We start from the raw sequence: 24,735 nt of genomic DNA, 5'->3' as shown, positions 1-24,735 counted from the left end.
ATCATTAAAGGTCTAAAGTTGGGGATGTGATTAATCTTGTCCTTCAGTATCAGGGAATGGTTTGGTGGAGCAGACAGGAAGGCTGTTTTACTGATGCTCCTGATATTCGCTTCAGGTTTCGCCCTTAGGGCCGGTACCGTGCATGCAGCGGGTGTATACAGCGAGGCCCACTCCCAGCCCCTCATGTATGATATGGACTCCTACTACAACCTCAGGCTCGCCAGCAACCTCTTAAATGAGGGTGAACTCTCAGAGGGTGGGTGGGACAGGTACTCCTATTACCCTCCCGGGGTCCCCCTCGATTACCCCCCTTTGCTCCCCTACCTCACCGTCACCCTTTACCTGCTATTTACCTGGTTACTTCCAGGGCTCACCGACACCGCATTCTGGCTTCCAGCCATCATTGCACCCCTCACAGGGGTCGCTGTCTTTGCAGTTGCAAGGTCCCTTGACTGTGATGACGTATCAGCCACCACAGCAGGCCTCCTTGCCACTGCAGCACCCTTCTACTTCATGAGGACCGTCCCTGGTTTCTATGACACCGACATGTTCAACCTCCTCCTCCCCCTTGCAGTCCTGTTAACACTCCACCTCTCCCTCAGGGATGGGGACTGGAGGATGGCCGTACTCTCAGGTGCCCTAATGGCGGTATTCTCCACTGCCTGGAATGGATGGCAGATCATCTACTCACTCATGATACTTGCTGTGATACTCCACGCAATAATCTACCATAGAAGGGAGCCCATCATATTCCTCCTCACATCCACCCTTCTCATTGTGCTCCTGGATCCCCTGGCCATCCCATCCATACCATTGGGCTTGATGAAGATACCCATGGCAACGGCACATCCCTTCCCTAACCCCTATGTTACCATAACAGAGCTACAGAGGCCAGGTTTTGAGGATGTGGTGATGGCCCTTGGACCAGGACTCCTCCTGGCGGGCCTGGCGGGTTTCAGGCCCCTCCTCCGTGACTGGAGGGAAAGCATTGTCCTCCCTGCCACCATCCTCTGGACCATCACAGGCGCCATGTCCCTCCTGTGGGGTATAAGGTTCTCTGAGTTACTCACCGCACCTCTACTCATAACATCAGCCCTCTTCCTGGCAGATCTGAGGGTTTCCTCCCCAGCACCTGAATTCCGGAGGAGCCTCCAGTTTGCCGTCGCCATCATGGTTGTACTTCCCTCCCTCATTATCTGTCTGGGTCAGTACAGCGCCCTCCACCCCAGGGTGGATGACGGCCTGCTTGATGCTGCAGCCTACATAAGGGATGAGACCCCCCCTGATACTGTGGTGATCTGTAACTGGGTCCACGGACACTTCTTTGCATTCATGGCCCACAGACCAGTGAACTTCGATGGCAGGCTGGCCTACATTGAAACTCTGGCGAGGAGAGGGCCAGGGTACCCCCTTGACCCCCGTGTGCCCGGGGTCTACAGGGAGTACTGGCAGGACAGGGCCCTTGCAACCACGGATCCCTATCTGGCAGATGAGATACTCTCCATGATGGCATCATCAGGTGATGAAGCCTACCTTGAGATACTGAACGCCACTGGGGATCCAGCTGGCTCTGCAGTCATGCTGAGAGACGCAATGGCTGTTGATGGTCCTTCAAGGGAAGCTTACCTCAAGGGCAGGGGCCTTGATTGGAGTGCTGCCAGCAGAGTCGCCTCAACCCTTAGCAGGAGCTCCGGCTACGTCCTCGTAACCTATGATCGCCTCATCGATAAGGGGTACTGGATATTCTATTATGGTAACTGGAACTTCACAGGAAAAACCAGGGAACCAGTGTACTCCACAGGTGGTATAATCCAGGGATGGCCCCTTAGAAGCAGTGATGGGCTGTTCTGGGATGGGGAGAGGGTGACCTTCAATGGCCTGAAGGTTTCGGGCCTTTACCTCGTGGATGGTGGTATCAGGAGGGTGAATGGCGACCCTGATGGGGACCTGGTGGCATTCGTACTCTATGACAGGAACCGCACCGTTGTCCTGGAGCGCAGGTATGAGGATTCCATGTTCACCAGGCTGGTGCTCCTGGGTGACGGTGGTGGTGTTTTCAGGGCTGTCATGAGGAGTGGTGATGTAACTGTATGGGAGCCAAGGAGGGTCAGGGAGAAGTAGAGAACTTCAATGTGCCTGAAAAAAAAGTTTTGGCGGCTTTAATATTCCCGCGCAACTATTTCAATAAAAAATGTTCAGTGGATATTAACGGCTCCCCTCAAGGGCTGCCCTGAGGAATGATACAAAGAGTGGATGGGCCCTGTTTGGCCTTGACCTGAACTCTGGGTGGAACTGGCATCCCAGGAACCATGGGTGGTCCTCGATCTCAACCATCTCCACGAGGAAGTTGTCCGGGGATGTCCCTGATATGATAAGGCCCTTCTCCTCGAGTTCCCCCCTGAACTCGTTGTTGAGTTCGAACCTGTGCCTGTGCCTCTCACTTACGAGTTCGGTGCCGTAGGCCTCATGTGCCAGTGTACCCTTCATTATCCTGCACTGGTAGGAGCCGAGGCGCATGGTGCCCCCCATGTTCTTTATCCTCTTCTGCTCCTCCATCATGTCTATGACGGGGTATGGGGTTTCCGGGTCGAACTCTGTGCTGTTGGCCCCCTCCATGCCCTTCATCCTTGCGAACTCTATGACCATGCACTGCATGCCCAGGCATATGCCGAAGACCGGCACCCTGTTCTCAAGGGCGAACCTGACGGCCTCAAGTTTTCCTGCAATTCCCCTCTCACCAAATCCACCGGGGATGAGTATGGAGTCAAGACGAGAAAGGTCCTCCTCATTTACTGCATCATCGGCACTTATCCACTCAATATCAACCCTTACCCGTAGGTGTGCCGCTGCATGTTTGAGGGCCTCCCTTATACTTATGTATGAATCCTCAAGCTCCACGTACTTGCCGACTATTCCAACGGTAACCACAGGCTCCTCCACCATGAGGGACTCAACTATCCCTGCCCATTCACTGAGGTCTGCCCCGCCATCCACATCAAGCTCTATCCTGCGCACTATGTACTCCCCGACATTCTCACTGTCGAGGACCAGTGGAACCTCATAGATTGATGATGCATCGGGGGCGTTGACAACGGCCTCCTCCTCAACGTCACAGAAGTGTGCTATCTTCTTTTTGAGTGAGGAGTCTATGGGCATCTCGCTCCGGCAGATGATCATATCAGGGTTTATACCTGTACTCCTGAGCTCCTTTGTACTGTGCTGTGTCGGCTTGGTCTTAAATTCGCCGGCAGCCCTCAGATATGGGACGTAGGTCACATGGACGAACATGACATTCTCATGCCCCTCCTCGTTCCTCAGCTGCCTGAGGGCCTCCAGGAAGGGCTGGCCCTCTATGTCACCAACGGTCCCCCCAACCTCCACCAGGACCACGTCGGCTCTGCTTCTATCAGCGATCCTCCTTATCATTGATTTTATCTCATCGGTTATGTGGGGTATTATCTGTACACATGAGCCCAGGTATTCTCCTGACCTCTCCTTCTCTATGACGGACATGTAGACCTTCCCGGTTGTTATGTTGGCCTCACCAGGAAGATCAGAGTCCAGGAACCTTTCATAGTGGCCCAGGTCAAGGTCTGTTTCCATCCCATCATCGGTTACAAATACCTCACCGTGCTGGTAGGGGTTGAGGGTCCCTGAGTCCCAGTTAAGGTAGGGGTCTATCTTTATGGCTGTCACAGATAATCCATATGATCTGAGTATCCTGCCTATTGATGCTGCTGTTATTCCCTTTCCAATAGAGCTTACAACTCCTCCCGTTACAACGATGTACTTGGCCAGATGAACCAACTCCTCAGATTAGTTTGATGGGTCAATATATGTGAGTAGGATGTTAAAAACTCATTGCCTTAACCGGGCCGCCGGATCCACCATGGTTTCAATGAGCCTGTGGGCCTCCCATGTCCCCAGTGATCCCTCCCGGACGGTGAATTCATCGTATGATCTCACCCCATCGACATCCACGCCGTCACCTGCAAGGATGCAGGGTACCGGGTCGGGTACATGTGTCCTGATCTCAACGGGTGTGGGGTGATCCGGGAGGACGGCTATCCTGTGCTCATGGTCTGAGAGGGCATCAAGTATCCTGCCGAGGACCAGGCGGTCTATATTCTCTATGGCCCTTATCTTCTCCTCAGCATCACCGGCATGCCCTGCCTCATCCGGTGCCTCAACATGGACGTAGAGGAAGTCGTATTCCTCAAGGGCCCCTGCAGCGTATCTACCCTTGGCCCTGTAATCTGTGTCCAGGTAACCCGTAGCCCCCGGGACATGGATGTTTTCAAGGCCCGCATATACGCCCAGACCCTTTATCAGGTCCACAGCGGTTATTGTGGCACCCCTCAGACCGTACCTTTCACCGAGGGGCTCCATTGATGGCTTCAAACCCTGTCCCCAGAGCCAGATCATGGTGGCCGGTCTTCTGCCCATGGATTCCCTTTTGAGGTTAACCTCATGGGATCTGAGTACGTCTGATGATGCCAGCATCAGCTCCCTTATATGGTCTGCCTCCTCTGATCCGGCAGGGAGGTGTGCGGCCACAGACTCCCCGACGATGTCGTGGGGTGGCTCAACCCTCACCGAGGTGTAGCCCCTCCCCTCTATAACGAAGAGGTTCCTGTAGCTCACACCTGCATAGAACCTCCCCCTGGTTTCAAGTTCATTGTTGAGGGCTTCTATGAGCCTAGCTGCCTCGGCAGTCTCTATGTGCCCGGCATTGAAGTCCACTATCCTTTCATCGGCGTTTATGAGGTTGCATCTGAATGCCACATCCTCATCGCCCAGCTCAACCCCTATACTTGCAGCCTCAAGGGGGCCCCTCCCTGTGTAGTACCTGCGGGGGTCGTAGCCCATTATGCTGAGGTTTGCGACATCGGAACCAGCCTCCATCCCCTCGGGGACTGTCCTGAGGAGGCCACATGCACCAATCCCAGCAAGGTGGTCCATGTTGGGCTTATCTGCCACCTGCAGGGGTGTTCTGCCGTCCAGTTCATCGAGGGGGTAATCCGCCATCCCGTCTCCAACAAGAATAACATACTTCATGGTTATCACTAAAAGGGATTAGATTTCCTGACTGATGAGAGCCCGCATCAGGAGTTACTGGCCGTGGGACCTCCTCCATATGGTTATCGTATCAGTGAGCATTGCTGAGGCAGTCTCAAGGGATCCTGCACCCCGTCCAACAGCCGTCACCTCACCTGCAAGGTCGGTCCTGAGGGTCGCCATGTTCAGGGTCCCATCCACGGCGTAGGGTGACCCAATCCTGACGAGCCTGGGTCCAACCTCAAGCCTGTCCCCTGAAATCTCTGCAATGAGTTTTATGAGGTAGCCCTCCTGGGCTGCCAGTTCAATGGCTCCCTGGGTTATCCCGGTGATCCCCTCAACCCTGACATCCCTGAGGGTGCATGGCCTTTTGAGGATTGAATTGGCGATTATTACAGCCTTGCAGGCTGCATCAGTGCCCTCAACGTCCTGTGCAGGGTTTGTCTCCGCAATACCAAGTTCCTGGGCCTCAATTAGGGCCTGCCGGTAGGATGATCCCTCAGAGGCCATCCTTGAGAGTATGAAGTTGGTTGTGCCGTTCAGTATACCTATCACGGATTCTATGGTGCATGAGGAGAGGGTGTCCCTTGCAAGGTTTATTATGGGCATGGCACCACCCACAGAGGCCTCGAACATGAACTCAACACCCGCCTCAGAAGCCGCCTCCATGATTTCAGAGTAGAATAGGGCCAGGTGCCCCTTGTTTGATGTTACAACGTGCTTACCGTCGCCCATGGCCTTAAGTACAAGTGTCCTGCCGGGTTCACCGTCCTCTATGTTTGTTGGTGTCGCCTCCACCAGGCAGTCATATTCAGCCTCATCAAGGAGCTCCTCTCCGGTCATCCCCTCATACCCTGAGGGGTGTGACCCCAGCCCCGCCACCTTCTTGTGTCCAAGTATACCTTCAATGTCAAGGCCATCCGGGTCGTGGAGGGCTCCAGATGAATCCGCAACTCCTGTGAACCTTATATCGAGGCCATACCTCTCCCTCAGATACCCTTCCTTCATCTGCACGGCCCTGAGGAATCCCTGACCAACAGCTCCCAGGCCAATTAGACATATCCTCATGACCATCACCTAGACCTCACCTACGAGCAGGAGGTTCCTATCCACTGCGGCTTCCTGGATCCTCTTCAGGACCTCCTCCCTGCTACCGTGCTCTGCTTCAACGGTTATCCTGGCTGCTGATCTGCCCTCTGACATCCTTAGTGAGAGGTCAGATACCCTGGCGCCCTGGACGCTGTTCACAGCCTCAACAGTCTCCTGGAGGTCTCCCTCTCCAATGTCACCTATGAGTATTGTGGTGAACTTCTCCCTGAGGGGGGCGCCGTCCATCTCGATTATGTTAACACCCTGCTCCCGGAGCCTGCCAATGGCTGCGTCAAGTGTTTCCCTGTCACCCTCCACCGTGAGCTGCACGGGTACCATTGGACCGTATTCACGGTCCCTCTCATGTATAACCGTCACTATATTCACACCTGTACTTCCCAGGGGTTCAAGTACCGATACCAGCTGCCCGGGGGCGTCTCTGAGTTCAATAACCAGGTTTAACCGCATCTGCAACACCTACTGGGTCCATTCACCCCTCTCAACGACTATGTTACCGTCATCATCGACCGGGGCGTTTCTGAGGATCTTCCCGGGATCCGTCTTTTCTTCCTCATCCTCCCTGGTCCTGTTAAGGTTATCAACTATGTAGTATGTCTCCTCGAGTTCAGGGACCTCCTCAAGGGCCCTTGAAAATTCCTCAAGGATCTTCTCAGCCTCTTTCTCTATCTTCATATCAGACTCCTCTCATTGATGGATAAATGTGAAACACATAGAGTGTATGGTCCTGCCATGATATAAGGCTTAGCCACAGAAACTCAACCGCATACTAAACCAGCGCAGGAAAAGAAAAAAGATGATATGTCCCGGCCACTGCAGATTATCGGCTTAAATCTGGCGACCCCGCCGATTAATGCTGTATGACACCTGATTAAATATAAATCAATTGCTGCTGGATGATCCAGATGGTTCCATTAGCCTCCTCATGAAGGCCTCATGGTCAAATTCGGGGAGGATCTTCCTCCGCAGGACCTTATCTATCCCTGAGCCGTACTGCGCCGCCTTCTTGGGCCTCATGGCAATGTACTCAGGGACCCCCATCTCAAGGGCCGCCTCCCTGAGTATGCGTTTTCTCAGTTCATCCTCCGGGCCATGTATCTTGAGGTGTGCCGGTATACTCATGGCCACCCCTATCACCCTGAGGTCAAGGAAGGGGACCCTCAGCTCCACAGAGTTTGCCATTGTAGCCGCGTCATCCCTTTCAAGGTTAACATGGTAGATGTTTTCAAGGTCATGCCGGAGGGCTTCCCCGAGTTTCCCCTCGGCCAGGAGGTGCCTGTACCTGTGGTATCCTGCGAAGAGTTCGTCTGCGCCCTGACCAGAGAACATGACCCTGTATCCATCTGCAGAGGCCGCTTTTGATGCCAGGTAGAGGGGCATTGCAACGCCGATCTTCATCAGATTGTACTCCTCTATCGCCCCCAGCACATGGGGGAGGGCCTCCCTGATGGTATCCTCTGTAACCTCCAGGACCTCAAGTTCCATTCCAAGGTCCTCTGCAGCCCTGGATGCGAATTTAGGGTCGCTGGAACCCGGGAGCCCCACGGTGTAGAGCCTCACATCGATGTGTTCATCAAGGAGGACCGCCAGGAGTGTGCTGTCAACGCCACCCGAGAATACCAGGGCAGCCCCATCCAGACCTCTAACTCTCCTCTCCACTGATTCCTTCAGGGATGATTTGAGGTCATCCCTCAGCTCCGCTGGTTCTGCATCCGAGGGTTCCTCCCTGGGGAGTCCCCTCAGCTTCACCCTTTCACCGTTTATCAGGGCATGGCCCGGTGGAAGGGTCTCCACGTCCCTCAGACCCAGCCTCCAGAGGGCCTTCCTTTCGGATGCGAAGGCCTCCCCTGAATGGTAGAGGGGTTTGACACCAACAGGGTCCCTGACGACTGCAAGGTTCTCGCCGTCTGTGTAGGCGAAGGCGTAGTCCCCGTCTATCTGGTTAACCGTGAAGCGCAGCGCATCCTCCAGGTCCCCTCCGTGGCCCTCTATGAGGTCCAGGATGAGTTCAGAGTCGCTGCCAGTCCAGTCCAGTTCCTCCTGATTGTATATCTCACCGTTGAATACCAGGACGCCCTCTCCTGATACTGGCTGGGGGCCCCCCACGATTGAGAGGAGGTTGTGGCCCACTGCAATATCATCTGATGGCGGCGCATCCCCTATGCACTCCCCCTTCGCTGTCCTCACCCTTATCTGGCTGTCATGGTAGACCCCGGTGGCGTCGGGGCCCCGGTGTTTGAGGACGCCTAACATCTCCTGTACCTTCACCGGGGCGTCATAACCCCTGAACCCTGCTATGGCGCACATCACGGTCACTTCTGTGAGCTCAAGCCACCCTTTCACCGGCCTCCGGTCCTGGTTTCACTGAATATATCTCCTCGACGGTCATGAGTATGGCTGATTTTGGTTCAAGTTCTGTCATGACGTTCTGTGCCCACTCAACGACCATGTCAAAGTATTTTCCGGATTTAAATATTTCTACTGTTCCTTTGAACTGGTAGGGGCATTCTCTTGCATTCTCTGGTATCAGTGCTATCCTGGGGTTTTCGTGGAGGTTCCTTATGGTTTTTTTCATGTAATTATCTGCGATGAGGATTGTCTTCTCATCCAGGGGCCTTGCGAAGCCTATTGGAACAACGTTGGGGGTTCCTTCCTCATCTGCGGTTGCAACAAAAACCAGGTCCTTTTCAATTGCATCCATCATCTCGGGTGTCATCATATCATATCACCATTTATCTATTACCGGGAAGGGGTAATAAATTTAACCCGAAATATTCATGGATGAACCCATGGATGGAAAGTGAGAGAATACAGATGATTTAACCCACAGATCTCTGTTGCCAGTGGTAAAGGGCGGGAGCATGGAATCTTATCGAAAACTGGCTTTCAACCATTGATTTTGTGATGAGGCTCCTCTGGATTCTGAAGATCTGAAAGTCTTCTAAGAACCCTTAAATCTGGGTTCATGGGGCTCTGATCCCTTAATGGGTACTCTGAATTATCCATGTAACTGTGTGCTGATGTGGCCCCACACTAATCCATCCTTAAATCCCCTGAAAGAGGCTTTTATATTTAAAATGAGATCCAGTTGAAATCAGATTGGCATTAAAAATTTTATATGTGCCCAGAGATTGGATATGAGATTTTAGGTTGCCTATTAGTCCATGATGGGCATTGAGAAAGCATATTCATTTATCTCAAAAATAAAAAGCTCTTTGGTGGCCTATTTTGATTTAAAAAGCTCATATATGTCTTTTTTTCAGCTGATAAACCGCAATATTTATATATGATTTGAGATTCAAGTTTTTAATGTCACAGTGACCCTACCGGGCACTGTGGATTGGAGGCGGTAAAATTTCGGTTGGCATGAGATATGTGTGCATGCTCCTTGCATGCATGCTCCTCATGAATACAGCAGGTTATGCAGTGGCAGCTGATAACACAGCATCCGTGGCTGGATACACCGTGGAGGAACAGTGTTCAGAGCACAGTCAATGTGAACTCATGAATGAAAGTGAAACAGGATCTTTAGATACAGGGGAGCAGAGCACAGCCGGTGATCCTGGGAAGAATGAATCCCCCTGTACTCCAGATGCAGATGAAACCACGGTCACAGAATCGGGAGGTCCGCTGAATGTTAATGGCAGCAGCAGTTCACCCGGTTCAGTGACTGTGAACCTGGAGAACTCCACCGGCACAGTGAGGGCTGCAGGTGACAGTGCAGGCATAACTTCTGTGACCATCAGGGAAGCTGCAGCGGACCTGGTGAAGTACATTGAAACCCACGGTAAACTGCCGGCGACTGTTTCGGTGGGAGGTCAGAAACTGGATACTGCCAGGTTCCTTGACCTCATGCTGAAGGACCTTCTGAAGCTTGCAGGGTCCAGGATCTCACTGACGCTGCGCACAGTTGGCAACGCACCGAACCCCTCAGGTTCAGCCACAGGAAAACTATCAAAGTCAGCTTATCTCAAAGTGGCATCCAGTGTACTTAAATTCATAGACAGCAACAGGAGAGCACCCAATTACGTGAGTTCGGCCATAGGAAAGATATCCTATGACAACCTTGTCTACGCGGTTGCAAGTATCCTCACCTTCCAGGGCAGCAGTGGCAGACTCCCAAACTACGTCACAGTGAAGAAAATCAGCACATCAACAGCACCCCCTGCATCACTCAGGAACAGGGCAGAGAACGATCCCTACACCGGTGAGAGCACCTCCCGGTACCTTGCTGCAACCGCGAACTGTCAGGTTAATGATCAGGCAATTAAATCACTGGCAGCAAACCTGACAGCAGGATTAACCGGTGCATGGGATAAGGCGACAGCGATATTCAACTGGGTGCGTGACAGGATAAGCTACAGCTTCTACTACAACACAAGGTATGGAGCAGTGGGTACACTCAGATACAGGACAGGTAACTGTGTGGATCACTCGCACCTCCTGGTCGCCCTCTTCAGGGCTTCAGGTATAGCAGCCAGGTACGTGCATGGGACCTGCACCTTCACCTCAGGTAACACCTACGGCCATGTATGGGCGCAGGTGCTGGTGGGTGACACATGGTACGCTGCAGATGCCACCAGCTCAAAAAACAGCCTCGGTGCTGTGAACAGCTGGAACACTGCAACAGCAAATATCAGGGGAATATACGCCAGCCTTCCCTTTTAATGGTGGTCCAGCACCACCCTTTTATTTTTTGAGACTCAAAATTTAAGTTAGGGTTCTGCCTGAGAGGATGCTAGACCCTTGCAATAAGAAGACTGCCTGTTATGACAAAGAGTGAAAGGCCCATATCACCAACTGCAACGGCAACCCAGAGGGGTACAAGGCCAATGACAGAGAGAACAGCCAGGGAAAGCTTCACTGCAACGGTTAACCCTGTGTTAACCCTGATGATATCCATGGTTCTCCTGCTGATGTCAATGAGTTCGTCTATCCTCTCAAGGTCGTCCTCCACCAGGGTTATATCTGCGGTTTCAAGGGCCACATCAGATCCCCTGACACCCATTGCTATACCAACATCCGCCGCTGCCAGTGCCGGAGCGTCGTTAACACCATCCCCCACCATCACTGTGATCCCCCGGGAGTTCAGTCCACGTATTATCCTCATCTTATCCTCCGGGAGCAGGCCCCCACGGTATTCGTCAGCGCCAATCTCCGCTGCAACTGCTGCTGCAGTGTCCTCACTGTCACCTGTGAGCATCATGGTCCCGATACCCCGCTCCCTGAGCCTTTCTGTGATCCTCCCTGCGGACCCCCTGATACTGTCCCTTAGTCTTATTATGCCGATAATACCGTCGGGTCCTGCGAGGTGGACCTCTGTACCTCCAGTGGCCTCTCCACCTGCAAGTTCAGGACTTCCCAGGGTGTACCTCACTCCATCTATGTAACCTGACACCCCCCTCCCTGGTATTGACCTGAAGTCTGTCACATCAAGGGTCCTGCCACCGTAGGATTCCACTATGGCCTCTGCAATGGGGTGCCCTGATTTCATCTCAAGGGACGCTGCTATCCTGAGTATCTCATCCCTCCTCTCCTCTGGCTCGACAGCGATCACCTCAGGTTTTCCCTCGGTGAGGGTCCCTGTTTTATCGAATATGATGCATCCTGCCGAGGCCATCTTCTCAAGGAATTCTGAACCCTTGACAAGGATTCCCCTGCGTGCTGCGGCGGTCATCCCTGAGACCATTGCGACCGGTGTTGATATGAGGAGGGCGCAGGGGCATGAGATAACCAGGAGAACCAGGGCCCTGTATATCCAGGTGATCGGGTCGCCTCCCGCCAGTACCGGTATGATTGCTGTGAGGGCTGCAAGACCGGTTACCGTGGGTGTGTAGATTGAGGCGAAGCGTTCAATGAACCTCTCCCTCCTGGATCTCCTGAGGGAGGCTCTTCTGACGGTTTCAATAACCCCTTCAAGGACGGTTGCCCCCGCGGTCCTTGTAACCCTGACCTCAAGGTACCCGTCAAGGTTCTGTGTACCTGCAAATACCTCATCGCCCTCACCAACGGTAACCGGGAGGGATTCGCCTGTTATGGTGGACTGGTCAACCTGTGAGGTTCCCCTGGTGACGTTTCCATCGAGGGGTATCGTCTCCCCTGGCTTTACACCTATGGTGCTTCCCTCCTCAACCTCCTCCACCCCCATGATCCTCTCGCCTCCATTAAGGACCCTCGCGGTTCTGGGCCTGAGTTTTATGAGGGACTCCACGGATCTATGTGATCTTCTGTGGGCGTACTCCTCGAGGTACTCTGCAATCTGATACAGGACTGTTACCAGGGCTGCTTCAGTGTAGTCACCCAGGGCAATGGCCCCGATTACTGCGATGAGTATGACCACGTGCACCGTGAAGTGTCCCCTGAGTACTGACCTGACTGCAGCCGGGAATATCCTGTATCCTGCGGCTACAATCGCGGCAAAAAGGAAGAGAATTGATATCATGCTCCCCTGGATTTCAAGGAGTATCCCTGCTGCAAGGAGTGCTATGGATGCTGCCATAATCAGTGTTTCATTACCATCTGATGAAGATGAGCTGCATTCACATCCCATAAAATTCACCTGAACATATGAATACACATTCATGTGTGTTCATATTATATAAATGTTCCTTAATATTAGCTTAGGCATGACAGGTGAGACTCTGAACCCACAGACCGGTCTTTTCAGTGATCAAGAACTGGTGAATCATGGACCTCAAGATAAAAGGTGCCAGTTTCTGGCCAAAGGAGGGTGAGAACGAGATAATAAAAGTAGGGCATTCAGATGGCTAAGCCCCATCATGGAATCATCATTATAAGGGGAAATATGGAGAAAAGGAAAAGCAGTCATGCCCTGTTTCATGATTTTTTAAGGTATTCTGCGATGAACCTTGCAAAATTGTTTATATCATCCAGGTTGTTTTGCAGGTATCCATAGACCTTTTCAATATCTATTTCTGCGTACATATGAACCAGTATGTTTCTGAAACCTGCAGCTGGGGCGAATTTATCCACAAAATCCTCTGGTAAAACTCCTATTTCCCCGAGTATCTCTATTACCTCTCTGTAGGTTTCTGGTTTTCTGGCTCTTTCCTGTGATATGATCATTTCTCCAATATCAAGGCAGGATTCTATGGAAACCTCCAGGTATCTTTCAACAGCTCCCCTTAACGTGACATCATTTTTCAAATCTTCCAGGGTATGGGATTGATAACCCCTCAATATTTTCAGGTATTCTCCCAATCTTTCTAATTTTGATGAGATCTCATTTTTCATATTAATCCCTGGCGGGCTATCCCATTGATGGCTATTCTCGCATGCCTGTCCATATAGTACTTCCTATCCAGATACTCTGACATGATGTTTTTCTCAAACCTTATCCTTTTTTCCTCATCATCCTTCAGGAGTATTCCCTCCTTTATGATATTATAATTTAAGGAGAGTGGTGCATCATTCATGATAATCAGATCAACCTTATCTGCTTTAAGCAGGGATACAAGATCATCAAGCAATTTCAATTGAAACTGTAACATCCCATGTTCTTCCAGGGTTTCCCGTAGTAGAACTCCCAGGTCAAAATCGCCCAGTTTCCCCTTATCCCCCCTGGAAGTGGAGCCGAAAAGATAGGCTAAATCCACCTCATCCTTCCCTTCAAAGAATTCCACGAGTTTTTCGAACACTTTAATCTCCATTGCCCCGAACCAGAAACCTTTGATTATCAGAATCTAAAAACCCTGCAGGAGAGTAGCTCCTCAAGAGTAATATGGTGAAGGAGAGTAATAAGCTTTACATGTATCATAGTGTTTAAGAAGGCTTCAAAGGTCTATCCAACCACCAGATCAGGGATTAAATAGAACTCAGCACCACCATATGATCCTGAAGACGCGATTAGCAGGTTCATGGATCAATATGAGTATCAAAAAAAATAAAGAGGGACAGGAATCCCTCAGAGGCAGGATAAAGGGAAACCCAAAAACGATGGTGGAGGCACTTAAAACAGAAAGACAGAACATGACCACTGCAGGTCATCATAAGAGAAACATGATCTCCAAAAAGGATATGGGGGGTGGGTGATTATTTCCTTGCCCTTGCAATCTTTCTTGCAATGACAAGTTCCCCTATGGCTATCAGACCCACAAAGAATTTTTCAAGACCCCCTGTTGCCCATATAGCCTCTCCGAAGGTTGAATTCCGGATCCTTTCCTCATACTCCTTCGGTTTTATCCTCTTACCTGTGCGCCTCCTTGTTATTATGGCTGCAGCTTCCATGAGTTCATCCCAGCTCACACCCTTGAGCTCCTCGTTCATGGCCTCGAATATCTTGTACACCTTGATCTCATAGAGCTGGGATAGGGTCTCAACGATGTCGAAGGACCTGACAACCCCCACAACCCTTCCATCATCATCCAGGACCGGGATGCTCACGAGTTTGTGGTGGGCTGTTTTGAGGACTGCGAGCCTTGCCGGGTCGTTCTCGTTTACATGGACTATCCTTTCCGGTGGCTGCATGATGTCAGAGACAAGTTCAACTCCATCCCTGAGTCCCCTCATCACATCAAAGCTTGTAACCCATCCAACGAGCTTCCCATCCCCATCAACGACAGGTGTTGTGAACTTCCGGGTCTCCTCCATCTTCAATGATACCTCAACAACCTCATCCTCAGGGGAGACCACTATAAACTCCTTATCCATAATCTCCTTAACTTTCATCTGCCAACCTCTCCAGTTTCAGTGCTGCCACAGGACACCTTGTGGAACAAACCTCACATAGAATGCATTTATCACTATCAACCACAACCTCTCCATCCTCAATCCTTATGGCCCCGGTGGGACAGTTCTCCTCACAGACGAGGCACTCGACACATGCATCCTGATCAACCAGGAGCCTGCGAGTCTCAATCACTGGGCCCAGTTCCCTTTCAAGTTCCACCGCATCTGAGGGGCAGACGTTGACGCAGGCCCCACAGCCAATGCAGATAGATTCATCGACCACCGCAATTTCCTGATCTAACTGAATTGCGCCTGTGGGACAGAACCTTGTGCAGGTCCCGCATGCGGTGCATCTATCTGTGACCTCTATGTTCTTCATCCGGAGTAGACGGTGGGGGATCCTGACGTATTCCAGGTTGTAGGTCACTTCCTCATCACCGATGGTGGCGGTGCTCTCAACAACGTTTATGCACCTGACAGGGCAGGTCTGGGCGCATATCTCACACTTGACACAGTTTTCAAGTATCCTTGCAGGTTTTGATGAGGATGATCCTGATATGGCATCCACAGGGCACTCCTCAAAACAGAGATTGCACCTGACACACTTCGGTGTTATGTCTATGAATTTGTCCAGAACCCTGCAGCTTTCAAGTTCCACCTCAACGTCCCCAGGGCTCTCCTCAAGGTCCATCGACTTTAATGCAACATCCCTCTGGAGGTCCTCCAGTTTCTTCTTAAAGATTATATCCATGATACAACCCCTGCATCCTTTTAAGCTTCAAGAGTTAACACGTCCCCTCTATTACCTTTTAAACCTATTACTTAAATTTCTTTCAGATTATTAGACCCTAAACATCAACTCAGACCCAACACACTCCATCAAACATCAACCCTCAGCATACCTCCTGAGGACATCAAGGGCCTCAGTCCCGGGGAGGGATCCTGTGGCACCGTACCCCTCGATGCACCGCGAGGCTATATAGTTTCCAAAGCGGCATGAAACCTCGAGACTGAAGCCAGCCAGCCATGCGTAGAGGAAACCGGCATTGAAGGCGTCCCCTGCCCCGGTAGTATCAATACATTCAGTCCTCACCGGATCCACCATCACATGTTCACCATCCCAGGCCATTACGCCGCGGGCGCCCATCTTAACAACAACCACCCCTATCCCCAGGAGTGATGCTGCCTCCTCAGGGTCACCTGTCCCTGTCATCATCTCAAGTTCCCCCTGGTTTGTGAGGAGGATGTCAGTGCGCTCAAGGATATCTGAAAGCTCAGAAACTCCCCTAGAGGCATATAGGTGCCCAGGGTCCAGGCTGACGGTCACGGATTCGTCCAGTGCCTCAATCACGTCCACCTGGACGTTTATGCCATCACCTGCGAAGGATGTAAGGTGCAGCAGTTCTGTGTTAAGGGCCTCCTCATCCACCTCATCCACCCTGAGGGTATCGTTGACCCCAGGATCAACGTAGAGGGCCCTGTTACCTTCAGGGTCAACGAAGCCCATCACACGGCCGCTTCTACCTGTATCCGCTACGACGGTGAAATCCGTGACCCCCTCTGACAAGAGGTTACCCCTCAGGAGTCCTCCCTCCCTGTCATCGGCGACCTTACCTAGATGGGCTGTCCTCAGGCCGAGCCTTGAGAGGCCTATCATGGTGTTGGCTGCTGAGCCCCCACAGGATTCAATGATTCCCCTCACGAAGGTCTCCTCATCGGGGCCTGCTATCCTCTCAACCATGTGGAGCTGGTCCATGTTTAGGGCTCCAAGACCCACTGCATCGAACCTCATCCAAGAACACCGTGGAGTTCTATCCTGTGGTCCCCCAGTTTACCGCCATAGTTACCTGCAGATACCATGATGACCCCATCGTACCTGCATACAGCCTCTATCCCAACCCTCATGGCCTCCTCGAGGGCCTCGAGTGTCAGGCCGTTTATGACTATCTCGGGTATGTACCCGACGCCCTCCGGGACCCTGGACTCGTCACCGAGCACCTCCTTCAGGCTGGGGCAGTAGGGGTGGTTGGTGGTGGGGCCTATCCAGGGGTAATTTGTCTCTGGCTTTGATGCCGCTGAGCATATGTCGAAGGGAGTCACAACACCCTCAACCTCATCTATGGCCCTTATGGCGGCCCTGCCTGCCTCCAGTACCGTGTCGGGGTCCCTGCACATGTACCAGAAGTTGGCCCCCATGATTGCCTCCCTGTAGCCCATCCTTGATTCTATTTTGAAGTCAGGGACGGCTATTGGTACGTTGATCATTTCACGGCCATTGAACTCCTCCACCCACTCATAGCCATCACCGCAGTGTCCCACATGCTTCATCATATCCAGGTATCCATCCGGGTCGGGGGTGGAGCTGTAGAGGGCTGTGAAGGGCTTCACCAGTATGTCCTGCCTTATCCGGTAGGAGAGTTCCACCTGGAACTTCTCCATGTCATCCAGGGCATAGTAGAACTGGACCGTGGCCCCGGGTCTGCCGTCCGGGGTGTCTCCTCCCTCCAGGAATGATTCAACTCCACCTTCAACCCTGCCTATGACTGCGCCGGGGGTTGCGGTGGCATCGAGGGCCGCCCTCCTTACAGTCTCCATGTCACGGGCCGTTATGGTGGCCCTCACACACCTTCCTGTGAAGGCCTCAGAGAATGTATCCTCAATCACTGTTCCGTTGATTTCCATTGAGCATCACAACCATGCTGAATGTACACATCCAGGGCTTCAGCCGAGGGATCCGACATCCTCCCCCCGGATCTTCTTCCTGACCTCCATGCTTGCATCCAGGAGGTCGGCCTCCTCATCGATGAGAGTTATGATGGGGTAGTCCCCCCTGAAAACCCTCCTGAACTCATCCGCCACCCTGAAGTCTATCCTGAATGATTCAAGGGCCCTTTCAGGGTTTTCAGAGTAGGCCCTGACGAATTCCACTATGTAATTCCTCCCGAACCTTGAGTGGAGGTCTATCAGTGGTGTCAGCGCCCTTGAGTCAGTGGAGATGACCGCCACCTCTGCCTCCCTGAGGGCGTAGCGATTACCGTTGAAGGACACGGCGAGGCCCCTCCCATTGAGTTCCCTGAGGGGTTCAACGTCTGTTATGCTGTCACCCACGTACATGGCGGATTCCGGGGGAAGTTCAAGTTCAGAGAGGATCTCCATGAGGGCAACCCTCTTACCGTCCCCTCCAACGGTCTTCACCCCATGGAGTATCTTACCCGCCTCCATACCGGGTATCATGTGGAAGAATATCTCATCCAGGTCCTCGAAGTCCCCCTCGATTACCTCCCCGGTGAGCCTCCTGAGCATCTCCCTCTCATCATCGGGGATTTCCACGTCAAGGGTGAGGGTTGTGTGCCTGGTGTTCTCCAGGGGAAAGTCCAGGTGCCTGCAGAGGGCCTCGATGTAGTGCCTGTAGCTGGTGCTCACTATGTAGGATGGCATGAGCCTCCCTGCAAGTCTCAGGGTTTCATCAGCCCCTGGGACCAGTCTGAGGGTCCTCTCTGAGAACTCCCTCAGCTTCTCATCGGTGACTCCGTGGGCTATGAGGAAGGGTACTATCAGTTTGAGGGTGTCCCCTGCATTGTAGCCGGGCCTCCTGATCTCATCTGCCAGTATGTCATCAAACTGGCTCACCTTCCTGAAGAACCTGTCACCGTCGGGGATGAAGTGGGCTGCTGCTTCAAAGGCGTTATCATTGAGTGATACCGGTCCCTCGCAGTCTGTTACGAAAACCCTATTCAAGGTTATCATCCTCCAGGTTCAGCCTCACCGCAGTGACAGGACATATGTCCTGGCATTCACCGCAGAGTATGCATTTATCAGCGTCAACCTCAACCTCATCATTGAGATTCATGGCATCCACAGGGCAGTGGTTAACGCATACACCGCACCTCTGGCAGACCATGTGATCAACCTCAACTGAGCCCCTCCTTGGACCTGTCAGGATCCTCCTCTCAAGGTATATCCTGCCGTCTCTGGCCCTGAATCCCTCCTCTGTGATCTCAATGGCATCTACGGGGCATACACCCCTGCATCTTCCGCAGAATACGCATCCATCAAGTATCTTTACCGGGGCCGGGGCTGTGGGTTCTATAACACCCACCGGGCACTCGTCAACGCAGAGGCCGCATCCTATGCACCTCTCCTCAAGGACCCTTATTCGCCTTGAGGGTTTGGTGAAGTCTATTATGTGGTTGAGTTCATATATATGGAGGTTGGAGTCGACGAGTTCCTCTATACCGTCCCTTATTTCATCGGTGACATCCACACTGTATTCCGGGCTGTCATCTGATAGTCCTCTCCTGACTGCCCTAAGAACAGAGTCCATCCTTCCAAGGTTTTTCACGAGTTTCTCTGATTCCCTCTCAAGTATCTCCCCTGCTATCTCCATGTTGTTGAGTTTTGAGAAGTTTTCGTAGGCCCTCTTCCTTGAGGAGTACCTGATTGCTGCTGAGGGGCATACGTCCATGCATTCCTCACACCTTGCACAGTAGGAGGGGTCTATGTAGGGTAACCTGTTGATCTTACCGACCTTTATGGCCCCCCTTGAGGGGCAGACCCTGGTGCAGGTCATGCAGCCTATGCAGTCCCTCTGGTTAATCACCACGGCCTTACCCCCCACCACTGACCTTGGGAGGATCTCCCCGTACTTTATGGCCTCTGTGGGGCATGCCCTTGCACAGTAACCGCATCGGACACATTTATCCTCGTCTATCTCACTGTGGACACCTGTTTCACCAGATGATACCAGATGTATGGCCCCTGTCCTGCAGGCGGATACACAGCCGCCGCAGCCCCTGCAGATCCTGGGGTTTATAACGGGCACGTTCTCCCTGATGGGCTCTGCCATGGTTGTCCTTATCTTTATGGCATCGTAGGGACAGGCCTCCCTGCAGAGGACGCATCCGAAGCATTTATCGTCTATCTCAACCTCCCCTGTGGCGGGGTCCTGGTGTATCGCGTCGACCGGGCATGAGGTGAGGCATGGCTTATCAGGGCATTTCCTGCACTTCTCACTGTCAATCTCATAGTCAACGTCAACTTCCCTCAGGGGCTTCACGGGTTTTGCTGCAGCTGGAATGTTATCATCTCCTCATCACTTTACAGGAAGAGCCGCCGGTTTTATGGTGATCCTCACTATCTCTTCTCCATTGGATTCATCTATGAGGAACCTTGCAACATAGTAGCCTGCAACGCCGAAGGGGCATGTCTGGTAGCATGTGCTGCACCTGAGACACTTATCAGGGTCCCTCACGATTCCCTCATCCTCTGAGTAGGTTATGGCACCTGATGGACATTCATCCACACACAGACGGCACTGTACACATTTTTCGGGGCTCCATGTTATGATGCGCATCTTGAGGCGGTCTGTTATCTTCTCCAGGAGGTCCCTTACTATCTCCTCATCTGGGAGGACATCAAGGGCCCTCTCGAGGAGGGGTTTGAGGGGGTAGTTCATCCTGTAGACTTCACCTGCTTCGAGTTTCTTTATATCCTCACTCCTCTCCTCGATGGCTGACTCCAGTTCATTGACAGCCATGTTTATGACCATCTTCTGTTCCTCGACGTAGGCGACGTGTATCACCTTGAGGGCGCCCTTGACAGGGCACTTCTCGAGGCATTCACCGCAGGCTATGCACCTGCTCTGGTCAACCTCGACCCTGCCGTCCTTCTCGGTTATTGCATCCACCGGGCAGGCCTTCATGCACTTCTTGCATCGTATGCAGAGGTAGTCGTCTATGATATAGATCTTCTCTGAGGGCACTATGGTGAACTCTTCCCTTATGAGGTGGTTCTCTCCGCATTCGATGGTCTTGGGGTCGGTTGGGCAGACCTCGGCGCAGAATCCGCACCTGATGCACGCACCCCTGACTATGACAGGGTAGGTCTGACCCTCCGTCTCAGCCGTGTCTGTGTCACGGACCAGCCTTATTGCGCCAGGGGCGGGACAGGCCGTTGTGCAGGCCCCGCAGCCTATGCAGTACTCCTTCCTAACCTTGGGGAAATCCCTGAATCTCTCTGGTTTTTCAAGGATCTCGTGTTCTGTGTGTGCATTGGCGAATTTCTCTGCCCATGACTTACGGGCAAACTCGTAGAGGTACCATATTACAGAGGACATAGGACATCAACATCACACATTCATTAGAGGAGTATCTCCCTCTCCCCACTCTCTTCATCAAGAACCATGACCCTCTCTGCGCATGCTATGCATGGATCAGCGCTTGCATAGGTTGCAACGGCGTCTGCGACGGTTGCAACGTCCCTCAGCATGTACTTTGCACATGCGTCAATGTTCATTATGCTCGGGGTCCTTATGGATATGTTCTTTATGAGGTTACCGTTGGTCTCGATCATGTAGGCCACCTCCCCCCTGGGTGCCTCGTTCCTCCACTCACCGTAACCCGCCTTAACATCGACCTTCCTCCTGACGGGTCCATCTGGCATGTTATCTATGACCTGCTTTATGAGGTCGATTGAGACCCTTATCTCATCGAACCTGTTCATGATCCTTGCAAAGTTGTCACCCTCATCCCTCCAGACTGTCCTGAAGTCCAGGTGGTCCCTGTAGGTGGGGTGGTCCTCCCTGAAGTCGTACCTTATACCTGAGGCCCTCCCTGTGGGTCCAACGGCCCTGGCCTTCTCTGCCTCCTCCTGGCTCATGTAACCCACCTCCCTGGACCTGAGGCCCATGAGTGGTCCATGCTCGAACATTTCAACGTAGCGGTCGAATTCCCTTTCAAGGTCCACTATGATCCTCCTTATCCTTGAGAGGTGGCTCTCTGATGCGTCCATCCTGACACCGCCAACCACGTTCCAGCCCATGTTAACCCTGTTACCTGTCAGGAGCTCGATGGCATCCATCACAGGCTCCCTGAGGGCCAGCATGTACATGAACATGGTCTCATGGTCCAGGGCCTTGAAGTAGGTTGAATTCGCTATTAGGTGGCTCTGTATCCTGTCAAGCTCATTCGTTAATGCACGGAGAAACTGTGCCCTTGGCGGTGCCTCGGCCTCTGATATGGCCTCGAAGGCCTCTGCAAAGGTCTGTGTGTGTATATATGAACATATCCCGCAGACGCGTTCAGAGAGGTAGATGGCCTTCTGCCAGGTCTTGTTCCTCATAACCCTCTCTATTCCCCTGTGAACGTATCCGTATTCTATCTCAGCTTTCAGAACCCTTTCACCCCGGGTCTTAACCTTGAGCCTTATGGGCTCCTTGTATCCAGGGTGCATGGGTCCAAGTGGCAGTATCATCTCTTCTTCCCCCTCTCTGCTATGGCCCCGGGCGCCACCGAAAGTATCGCCTCGAGTATCTCTGATGGCCTGGGTGGACAGCCTGGAACCTCTGCATCCACCGGTATGAAGTCGGAGACCGGTGCATAGACGCTTCCACCCTCCTGGTTGAACACGTCACCGGATATTGGGCAGTTACCCAGGGCCACGACTATCTTCGGCTCCGGGGCCTTGCGGTATATCCTCTGGAGTTTATCCCTCCACTGCTCTGTAACCGCGCCGGTTACAAGTATGACATCGGCCTCCCTGGGGTTCTGGTGGACGTATATACCGTACTGTTCAAGGTCATATCTTGGTGAGAGGAGTGCAAGGACCTCTATATCGCAGCCGTTGCACCCCCCTGTATTTACAAGGCATACATGGATTGAAGTTTTCCTCAGAATACTTTTAAGGACATCCAACATTTCTTTACCTCAGCATTTGCTCTTTATTGATTGAAGTTCATCATGATCTCAGTATCTCATGGATCCTCCTCCTGCCCTCTGTGAGGGCCTCGGAGTACTCCCTCCCTCCCAGGACCATCTCTGTGATCTCATCCTTGAGGGCCTCGGCATCATCCACGCTTATTATCTCCATGACATCCACGAGCCAGCAGAGCTGGAGGTCACTGTGGAGCCTATCCCTGATGCACCTCGGCCTTGCCGACTCGAACCTGGGGTGCAGGGCCTCCAGACTCGACATGTCGAGTTTCTCCATGAGTATGTCCTGGAATTCCTCAACGTCAATTTCAAGTTCCCTGGATAGTGGCTTTATAACGTCCTCCTGCCAGCGGTAACTCTCAAGTATCCTCCTCTTCATCAGCCTCATGAGTTCTCCTTCATCCATTGCTTACCACCCCAGAGTCCCTGAAATCAGCCAGATCAGGAGGGCCAGGAGGGCCCCGGTGAGGGTCTCGTACCTGCCGTATCCTGGCCTCATCCCTGCAACCAGGGCCACCATGAAGAGCCCCGCGGTCCTCATTATATCAGTGAGGGCCAGATGCCCTGCATTCACAAGGACAGTCCACCCTGCCACTGCAACCACGAGGGCCAGGGGATCGATTTTCTTATCAACGAAGGGCTCCCTGTACTTCCTGTAACTTAGGAGCAAACCCATCAATGAACCCGCGATAAAGGAAACCGTGTATATGAGGTATATTTCATACAAGATTATCACCAGTGAACTCCACTTATAATGGTCTGTAAAGTATTATGAATGATACCATAAACATTGCAAGTACCACAAAGAATGCTGCCCTCTCGAGGTCCTCTGAGAACCTGGAGAACCCTTCACGGCCAGCCATTAGCAGCAGGACCGTGAACAGAACACCAAGGATGGTTATAACAGCCAAGGACATTCTCTGCATGATGGCTGCAAGGAGGCTCACAATTATAACGCCCCCTGCAACCAGTGCCGTGAGTAAGGTAAGATCCCTTTCCATTAAATCCCCTCTCTTCTGATTAAATCCCTTCCATCTTCATTCCTATCATTTCTCCTACATTAGAAGCATGAGGACGATTGAACCGGCGATACCCACGAAGGCCAGGATGACCTGTATGGCCACCGAGTGGTTCGGGTTCAGCATGGGTGTTGTGGCATTTATGAAGGCCGTTATGGTTGTGATTATCACCATCCCGAGTATGTAGAGCGGCAGGCTCAGACCACCGATGAAGACTGTGAGGAATATCCAGAGCAGCATGTACCATGCTATTGACTCCGAGATCATCAGGTACCCCCTCAGAACCCCGAAGTGCTCTGTCTCATAACCTGATATTATGTCCTTCCCCTTGGTGATGGAGAACGGTGAGTAGGGTGCCTTTGATAGGATCAGGACAAAGAACATCATGGCTGCCAGGGGCAGCTTCAGCAGCAGGGGCCCGTGGATACTCTGGTAACCTATGATATCAGATATTATCATGGTCCTGGTCTGGAGGTATATGATCGCGAGGACAGCGAAGAGCGGCATTTCTGCTGCAGCTGAAAACACCGCACGGACACAGCTGAGCTTACCGTAGGGTGACCCTGATGATGACCCTGCATTGTGTTCAACTATCTTGTGCAGGGCATAGATCCCAAAGAAGAGGAGGAGGGATCCCTCAAGCACGGGTCCGATTATAACTGCACTTATCCATATACCGCATAGCGTCGCTGCTATCGCAACATAGAATGGCATGGCAGCCGTCCTCGGGAAGGAGGACTCCTTTATGTAGAACTTCAGGGTGTGGAGGAGGTGCTGTATCACAGGGGGCCCCGGCCTTCTCTGTATCCTTGCCATGACCTTCCTCTGGAAGCCCAGAAGGAGGCTTCCTATGAGAAATGCTATAAGAACATTCACTATGATGTTTCCCATCAGATTCATCTCATCACCATTAACAACGTAATGATTATCATGAACTCAGTACCCTATGAAGGGTTCATCGACCCTGTCCTCTGCCTCATCCTCCTCTGGCCTGGCCATGGAGAGTATACCTATGGAGAGTATGAAGACGGGTATCAGGAATATGGCCACACCGTATACAACCCATGATGGTGGGTTGAATATCAGGGCGTAGATTATCCCTGTAGCTGAAATTATGAGTGCAGTTAAACTTCCCATTCTGAGCCTGTTCATGT

The 24,735-nt window shown here is 52.3% G+C and carries 27 protein-coding genes; 3 read left to right on the top strand and 24 right to left on the bottom strand.

The genetic code is table 11. From position 1 onward, the window contains the following. The first annotated feature begins 36 nt into the window (after nucleotides 1-36). The gene (locus DNK57_RS01855) at nucleotides 37-2,121 is read left to right on the top strand and encodes an STT3 domain-containing protein (protein ID WP_192961353.1); all 2,085 of its coding nucleotides are present in this window, start codon (nucleotides 37-39) and stop codon (nucleotides 2,119-2,121) included. Nucleotides 2,122-2,205: 84 nt separating this feature from the next. On the opposite strand, the gene pyrG is transcribed toward DNK57_RS01855, so the two are convergent. From pyrG to DNK57_RS01820, 7 genes are all read right to left on the bottom strand, one after another. Further along, nucleotides 2,206-3,807 carry a glutamine hydrolyzing CTP synthase gene (pyrG, locus tag DNK57_RS01850; protein WP_320056840.1) on the bottom strand — a complete coding sequence of 534 codons (1,602 nt, stop codon included), beginning with the start codon at nucleotides 3,805-3,807 and terminating at the stop codon, nucleotides 2,206-2,208. A 51-nt stretch (nucleotides 3,808-3,858) separates the two neighbouring features. Next, nucleotides 3,859-5,058: a cofactor-independent phosphoglycerate mutase gene (locus DNK57_RS01845; RefSeq protein WP_192961352.1), complete on the bottom strand. Its 1,200-nt coding sequence runs from the start codon at nucleotides 5,056-5,058 to the stop codon at nucleotides 3,859-3,861. Nucleotides 5,059-5,112: 54 nt separating this feature from the next. Continuing rightward, nucleotides 5,113-6,126, bottom strand: a complete 1,014-nt coding sequence (locus DNK57_RS01840; RefSeq protein WP_226890955.1) for a homoserine dehydrogenase — start codon at nucleotides 6,124-6,126, stop codon at nucleotides 5,113-5,115. 9 nt (nucleotides 6,127-6,135) lie between these two features. After that, on the bottom strand, nucleotides 6,136-6,615 hold the full coding sequence (locus tag DNK57_RS01835) for an ACT domain-containing protein (RefSeq protein WP_192961350.1): 480 nt from the start codon (nucleotides 6,613-6,615) through the stop codon (nucleotides 6,136-6,138). Nucleotides 6,616-6,624: 9 nt separating this feature from the next. Further along, on the bottom strand, nucleotides 6,625-6,840 hold the full coding sequence (gene gatC, locus DNK57_RS01830) for an Asp-tRNA(Asn) amidotransferase subunit GatC (RefSeq protein ID WP_192961349.1): 216 nt from the start codon (nucleotides 6,838-6,840) through the stop codon (nucleotides 6,625-6,627). Nucleotides 6,841-7,047: 207 nt separating this feature from the next. Then, nucleotides 7,048-8,508 carry an asparagine synthase (glutamine-hydrolyzing) gene (asnB, locus tag DNK57_RS01825; protein ID WP_320056839.1) on the bottom strand — a complete coding sequence of 487 codons (1,461 nt, stop codon included), beginning with the start codon at nucleotides 8,506-8,508 and terminating at the stop codon, nucleotides 7,048-7,050. Continuing rightward, nucleotides 8,492-8,884 carry a pyridoxamine 5'-phosphate oxidase family protein gene (locus DNK57_RS01820; RefSeq protein ID WP_192961348.1) on the bottom strand — a complete coding sequence of 131 codons (393 nt, stop codon included), beginning with the start codon at nucleotides 8,882-8,884 and terminating at the stop codon, nucleotides 8,492-8,494. Before DNK57_RS01820 ends, asnB begins: the two co-directional genes overlap by 17 nt. A 647-nt stretch (nucleotides 8,885-9,531) precedes the next feature. Here DNK57_RS01820 and DNK57_RS01815 point away from each other — a divergent pair. Further along, on the top strand, nucleotides 9,532-10,833 hold the full coding sequence (locus tag DNK57_RS01815; protein ID WP_192961347.1) for a pseudomurein-binding repeat-containing protein: 1,302 nt from the start codon (nucleotides 9,532-9,534) through the stop codon (nucleotides 10,831-10,833). Nucleotides 10,834-10,903: 70 nt separating this feature from the next. Here DNK57_RS01815 and DNK57_RS01810 read toward each other — a convergent pair whose 3' ends face one another. The 3 genes from DNK57_RS01810 to mntA all read right to left on the bottom strand — a co-directional run bounded on the left by DNK57_RS01810 (nucleotide 10,904) and on the right by mntA (nucleotide 13,823). Then, nucleotides 10,904-12,715 carry a heavy metal translocating P-type ATPase gene (locus tag DNK57_RS01810; RefSeq protein WP_192961346.1) on the bottom strand — a complete coding sequence of 604 codons (1,812 nt, stop codon included), beginning with the start codon at nucleotides 12,713-12,715 and terminating at the stop codon, nucleotides 10,904-10,906. A 287-nt stretch (nucleotides 12,716-13,002) separates the two neighbouring features. After that, nucleotides 13,003-13,419 carry a type VII toxin-antitoxin system HepT family RNase toxin gene (hepT, locus tag DNK57_RS01805; RefSeq protein ID WP_192961345.1) on the bottom strand — a complete coding sequence of 139 codons (417 nt, stop codon included), beginning with the start codon at nucleotides 13,417-13,419 and terminating at the stop codon, nucleotides 13,003-13,005. After that, entirely contained in the window at nucleotides 13,416-13,823 is a 408-nt protein-coding gene (mntA, locus tag DNK57_RS01800; RefSeq protein WP_320056838.1) for a type VII toxin-antitoxin system MntA family adenylyltransferase antitoxin, read from the bottom strand. Before mntA ends, hepT begins: the two co-directional genes overlap by 4 nt. Nucleotides 13,824-14,013: 190 nt before the next feature. Between mntA and DNK57_RS01795 the strand changes: the two genes are divergently transcribed. Then, complete coding sequence (locus DNK57_RS01795; RefSeq protein ID WP_192961343.1) at nucleotides 14,014-14,217, top strand: hypothetical protein; 204 nt, start codon at nucleotides 14,014-14,016, stop codon at nucleotides 14,215-14,217. Here DNK57_RS01795 and DNK57_RS01790 read toward each other — a convergent pair whose 3' ends face one another. The 14 genes from DNK57_RS01790 to DNK57_RS01725 form a co-directional block, all read right to left on the bottom strand. Beyond that, a complete protein-coding gene (locus DNK57_RS01790) occupies nucleotides 14,218-14,853 on the bottom strand; it encodes a CBS domain-containing protein (RefSeq protein ID WP_192961342.1) in 636 nt (211 codons plus the stop codon). Next, nucleotides 14,843-15,604: a 4Fe-4S binding protein gene (locus tag DNK57_RS01785; RefSeq protein ID WP_192961341.1), complete on the bottom strand. Its 762-nt coding sequence runs from the start codon at nucleotides 15,602-15,604 to the stop codon at nucleotides 14,843-14,845. The genes DNK57_RS01790 and DNK57_RS01785 overlap by 11 nt, the downstream gene beginning before the upstream one ends. 135 nt (nucleotides 15,605-15,739) lie before the next feature. Further along, complete coding sequence (locus DNK57_RS01780; protein WP_192961340.1) at nucleotides 15,740-16,645, bottom strand: carbohydrate kinase family protein; 906 nt, start codon at nucleotides 16,643-16,645, stop codon at nucleotides 15,740-15,742. Further along, on the bottom strand, nucleotides 16,642-17,535 hold the full coding sequence (locus tag DNK57_RS01775; protein WP_192961339.1) for a formylmethanofuran--tetrahydromethanopterin N-formyltransferase: 894 nt from the start codon (nucleotides 17,533-17,535) through the stop codon (nucleotides 16,642-16,644). The genes DNK57_RS01780 and DNK57_RS01775 overlap by 4 nt, the downstream gene beginning before the upstream one ends. 39 nt (nucleotides 17,536-17,574) lie before the next feature. Next, nucleotides 17,575-18,600, bottom strand: a complete 1,026-nt coding sequence (locus tag DNK57_RS01770; protein ID WP_226890953.1) for an energy-converting hydrogenase A, subunit R — start codon at nucleotides 18,598-18,600, stop codon at nucleotides 17,575-17,577. Then, nucleotides 18,584-19,909 (bottom strand): 4Fe-4S binding protein, encoded by a 1,326-nt coding sequence (locus tag DNK57_RS01765; protein ID WP_320056837.1) that lies wholly within the window; start codon nucleotides 19,907-19,909, stop codon nucleotides 18,584-18,586. Before DNK57_RS01765 ends, DNK57_RS01770 begins: the two co-directional genes overlap by 17 nt. Before the next feature lie 36 nt (nucleotides 19,910-19,945). Further along, nucleotides 19,946-20,968 (bottom strand): 4Fe-4S binding protein, encoded by a 1,023-nt coding sequence (locus tag DNK57_RS01760; RefSeq protein WP_192961337.1) that lies wholly within the window; start codon nucleotides 20,966-20,968, stop codon nucleotides 19,946-19,948. 23 nt (nucleotides 20,969-20,991) lie between these two features. Continuing rightward, entirely contained in the window at nucleotides 20,992-22,104 is a 1,113-nt protein-coding gene (locus DNK57_RS01755) for a hydrogenase large subunit (protein WP_192961336.1), read from the bottom strand. Beyond that, entirely contained in the window at nucleotides 22,101-22,547 is a 447-nt protein-coding gene (locus DNK57_RS01750) for an NADH-quinone oxidoreductase subunit B family protein (RefSeq protein ID WP_192961335.1), read from the bottom strand. The genes DNK57_RS01755 and DNK57_RS01750 overlap by 4 nt, the downstream gene beginning before the upstream one ends. Nucleotides 22,548-22,587: 40 nt before the next feature. Further along, entirely contained in the window at nucleotides 22,588-22,968 is a 381-nt protein-coding gene (locus DNK57_RS01745; RefSeq protein ID WP_192961334.1) for a DUF1959 domain-containing protein, read from the bottom strand. A 3-nt stretch (nucleotides 22,969-22,971) separates the two neighbouring features. Beyond that, on the bottom strand, nucleotides 22,972-23,298 hold the full coding sequence (locus tag DNK57_RS01740; protein WP_192961333.1) for an energy-converting hydrogenase subunit EhaL family protein: 327 nt from the start codon (nucleotides 23,296-23,298) through the stop codon (nucleotides 22,972-22,974). A 13-nt stretch (nucleotides 23,299-23,311) separates the two neighbouring features. Continuing rightward, complete coding sequence (locus DNK57_RS01735; protein ID WP_192961332.1) at nucleotides 23,312-23,563, bottom strand: energy-converting hydrogenase A, subunit K; 252 nt, start codon at nucleotides 23,561-23,563, stop codon at nucleotides 23,312-23,314. A 54-nt stretch (nucleotides 23,564-23,617) separates the two neighbouring features. Further along, nucleotides 23,618-24,481, bottom strand: coding sequence for a respiratory chain complex I subunit 1 family protein (locus DNK57_RS01730; RefSeq protein ID WP_192961331.1), 864 nt, complete (start codon nucleotides 24,479-24,481; stop codon nucleotides 23,618-23,620). A gap of 36 nt (nucleotides 24,482-24,517) precedes the next feature. Further along, a complete protein-coding gene (locus DNK57_RS01725) occupies nucleotides 24,518-24,733 on the bottom strand; it encodes an SND2/TMEM208 family protein (protein WP_192961330.1) in 216 nt (71 codons plus the stop codon). Nucleotides 24,734-24,735: the final 2 nt, after the last annotated feature.

The organism is Methanothermobacter thermautotrophicus, from assembly GCF_014889545.1.
In the GTDB taxonomy this organism is placed as follows: domain Archaea; phylum Methanobacteriota; class Methanobacteria; order Methanobacteriales; family Methanothermobacteraceae; genus Methanothermobacter; species Methanothermobacter thermautotrophicus_A.
Note: the sequence above shows the minus strand (reverse complement) of the source record. Positions and strands in the feature narration are given on the sequence as shown.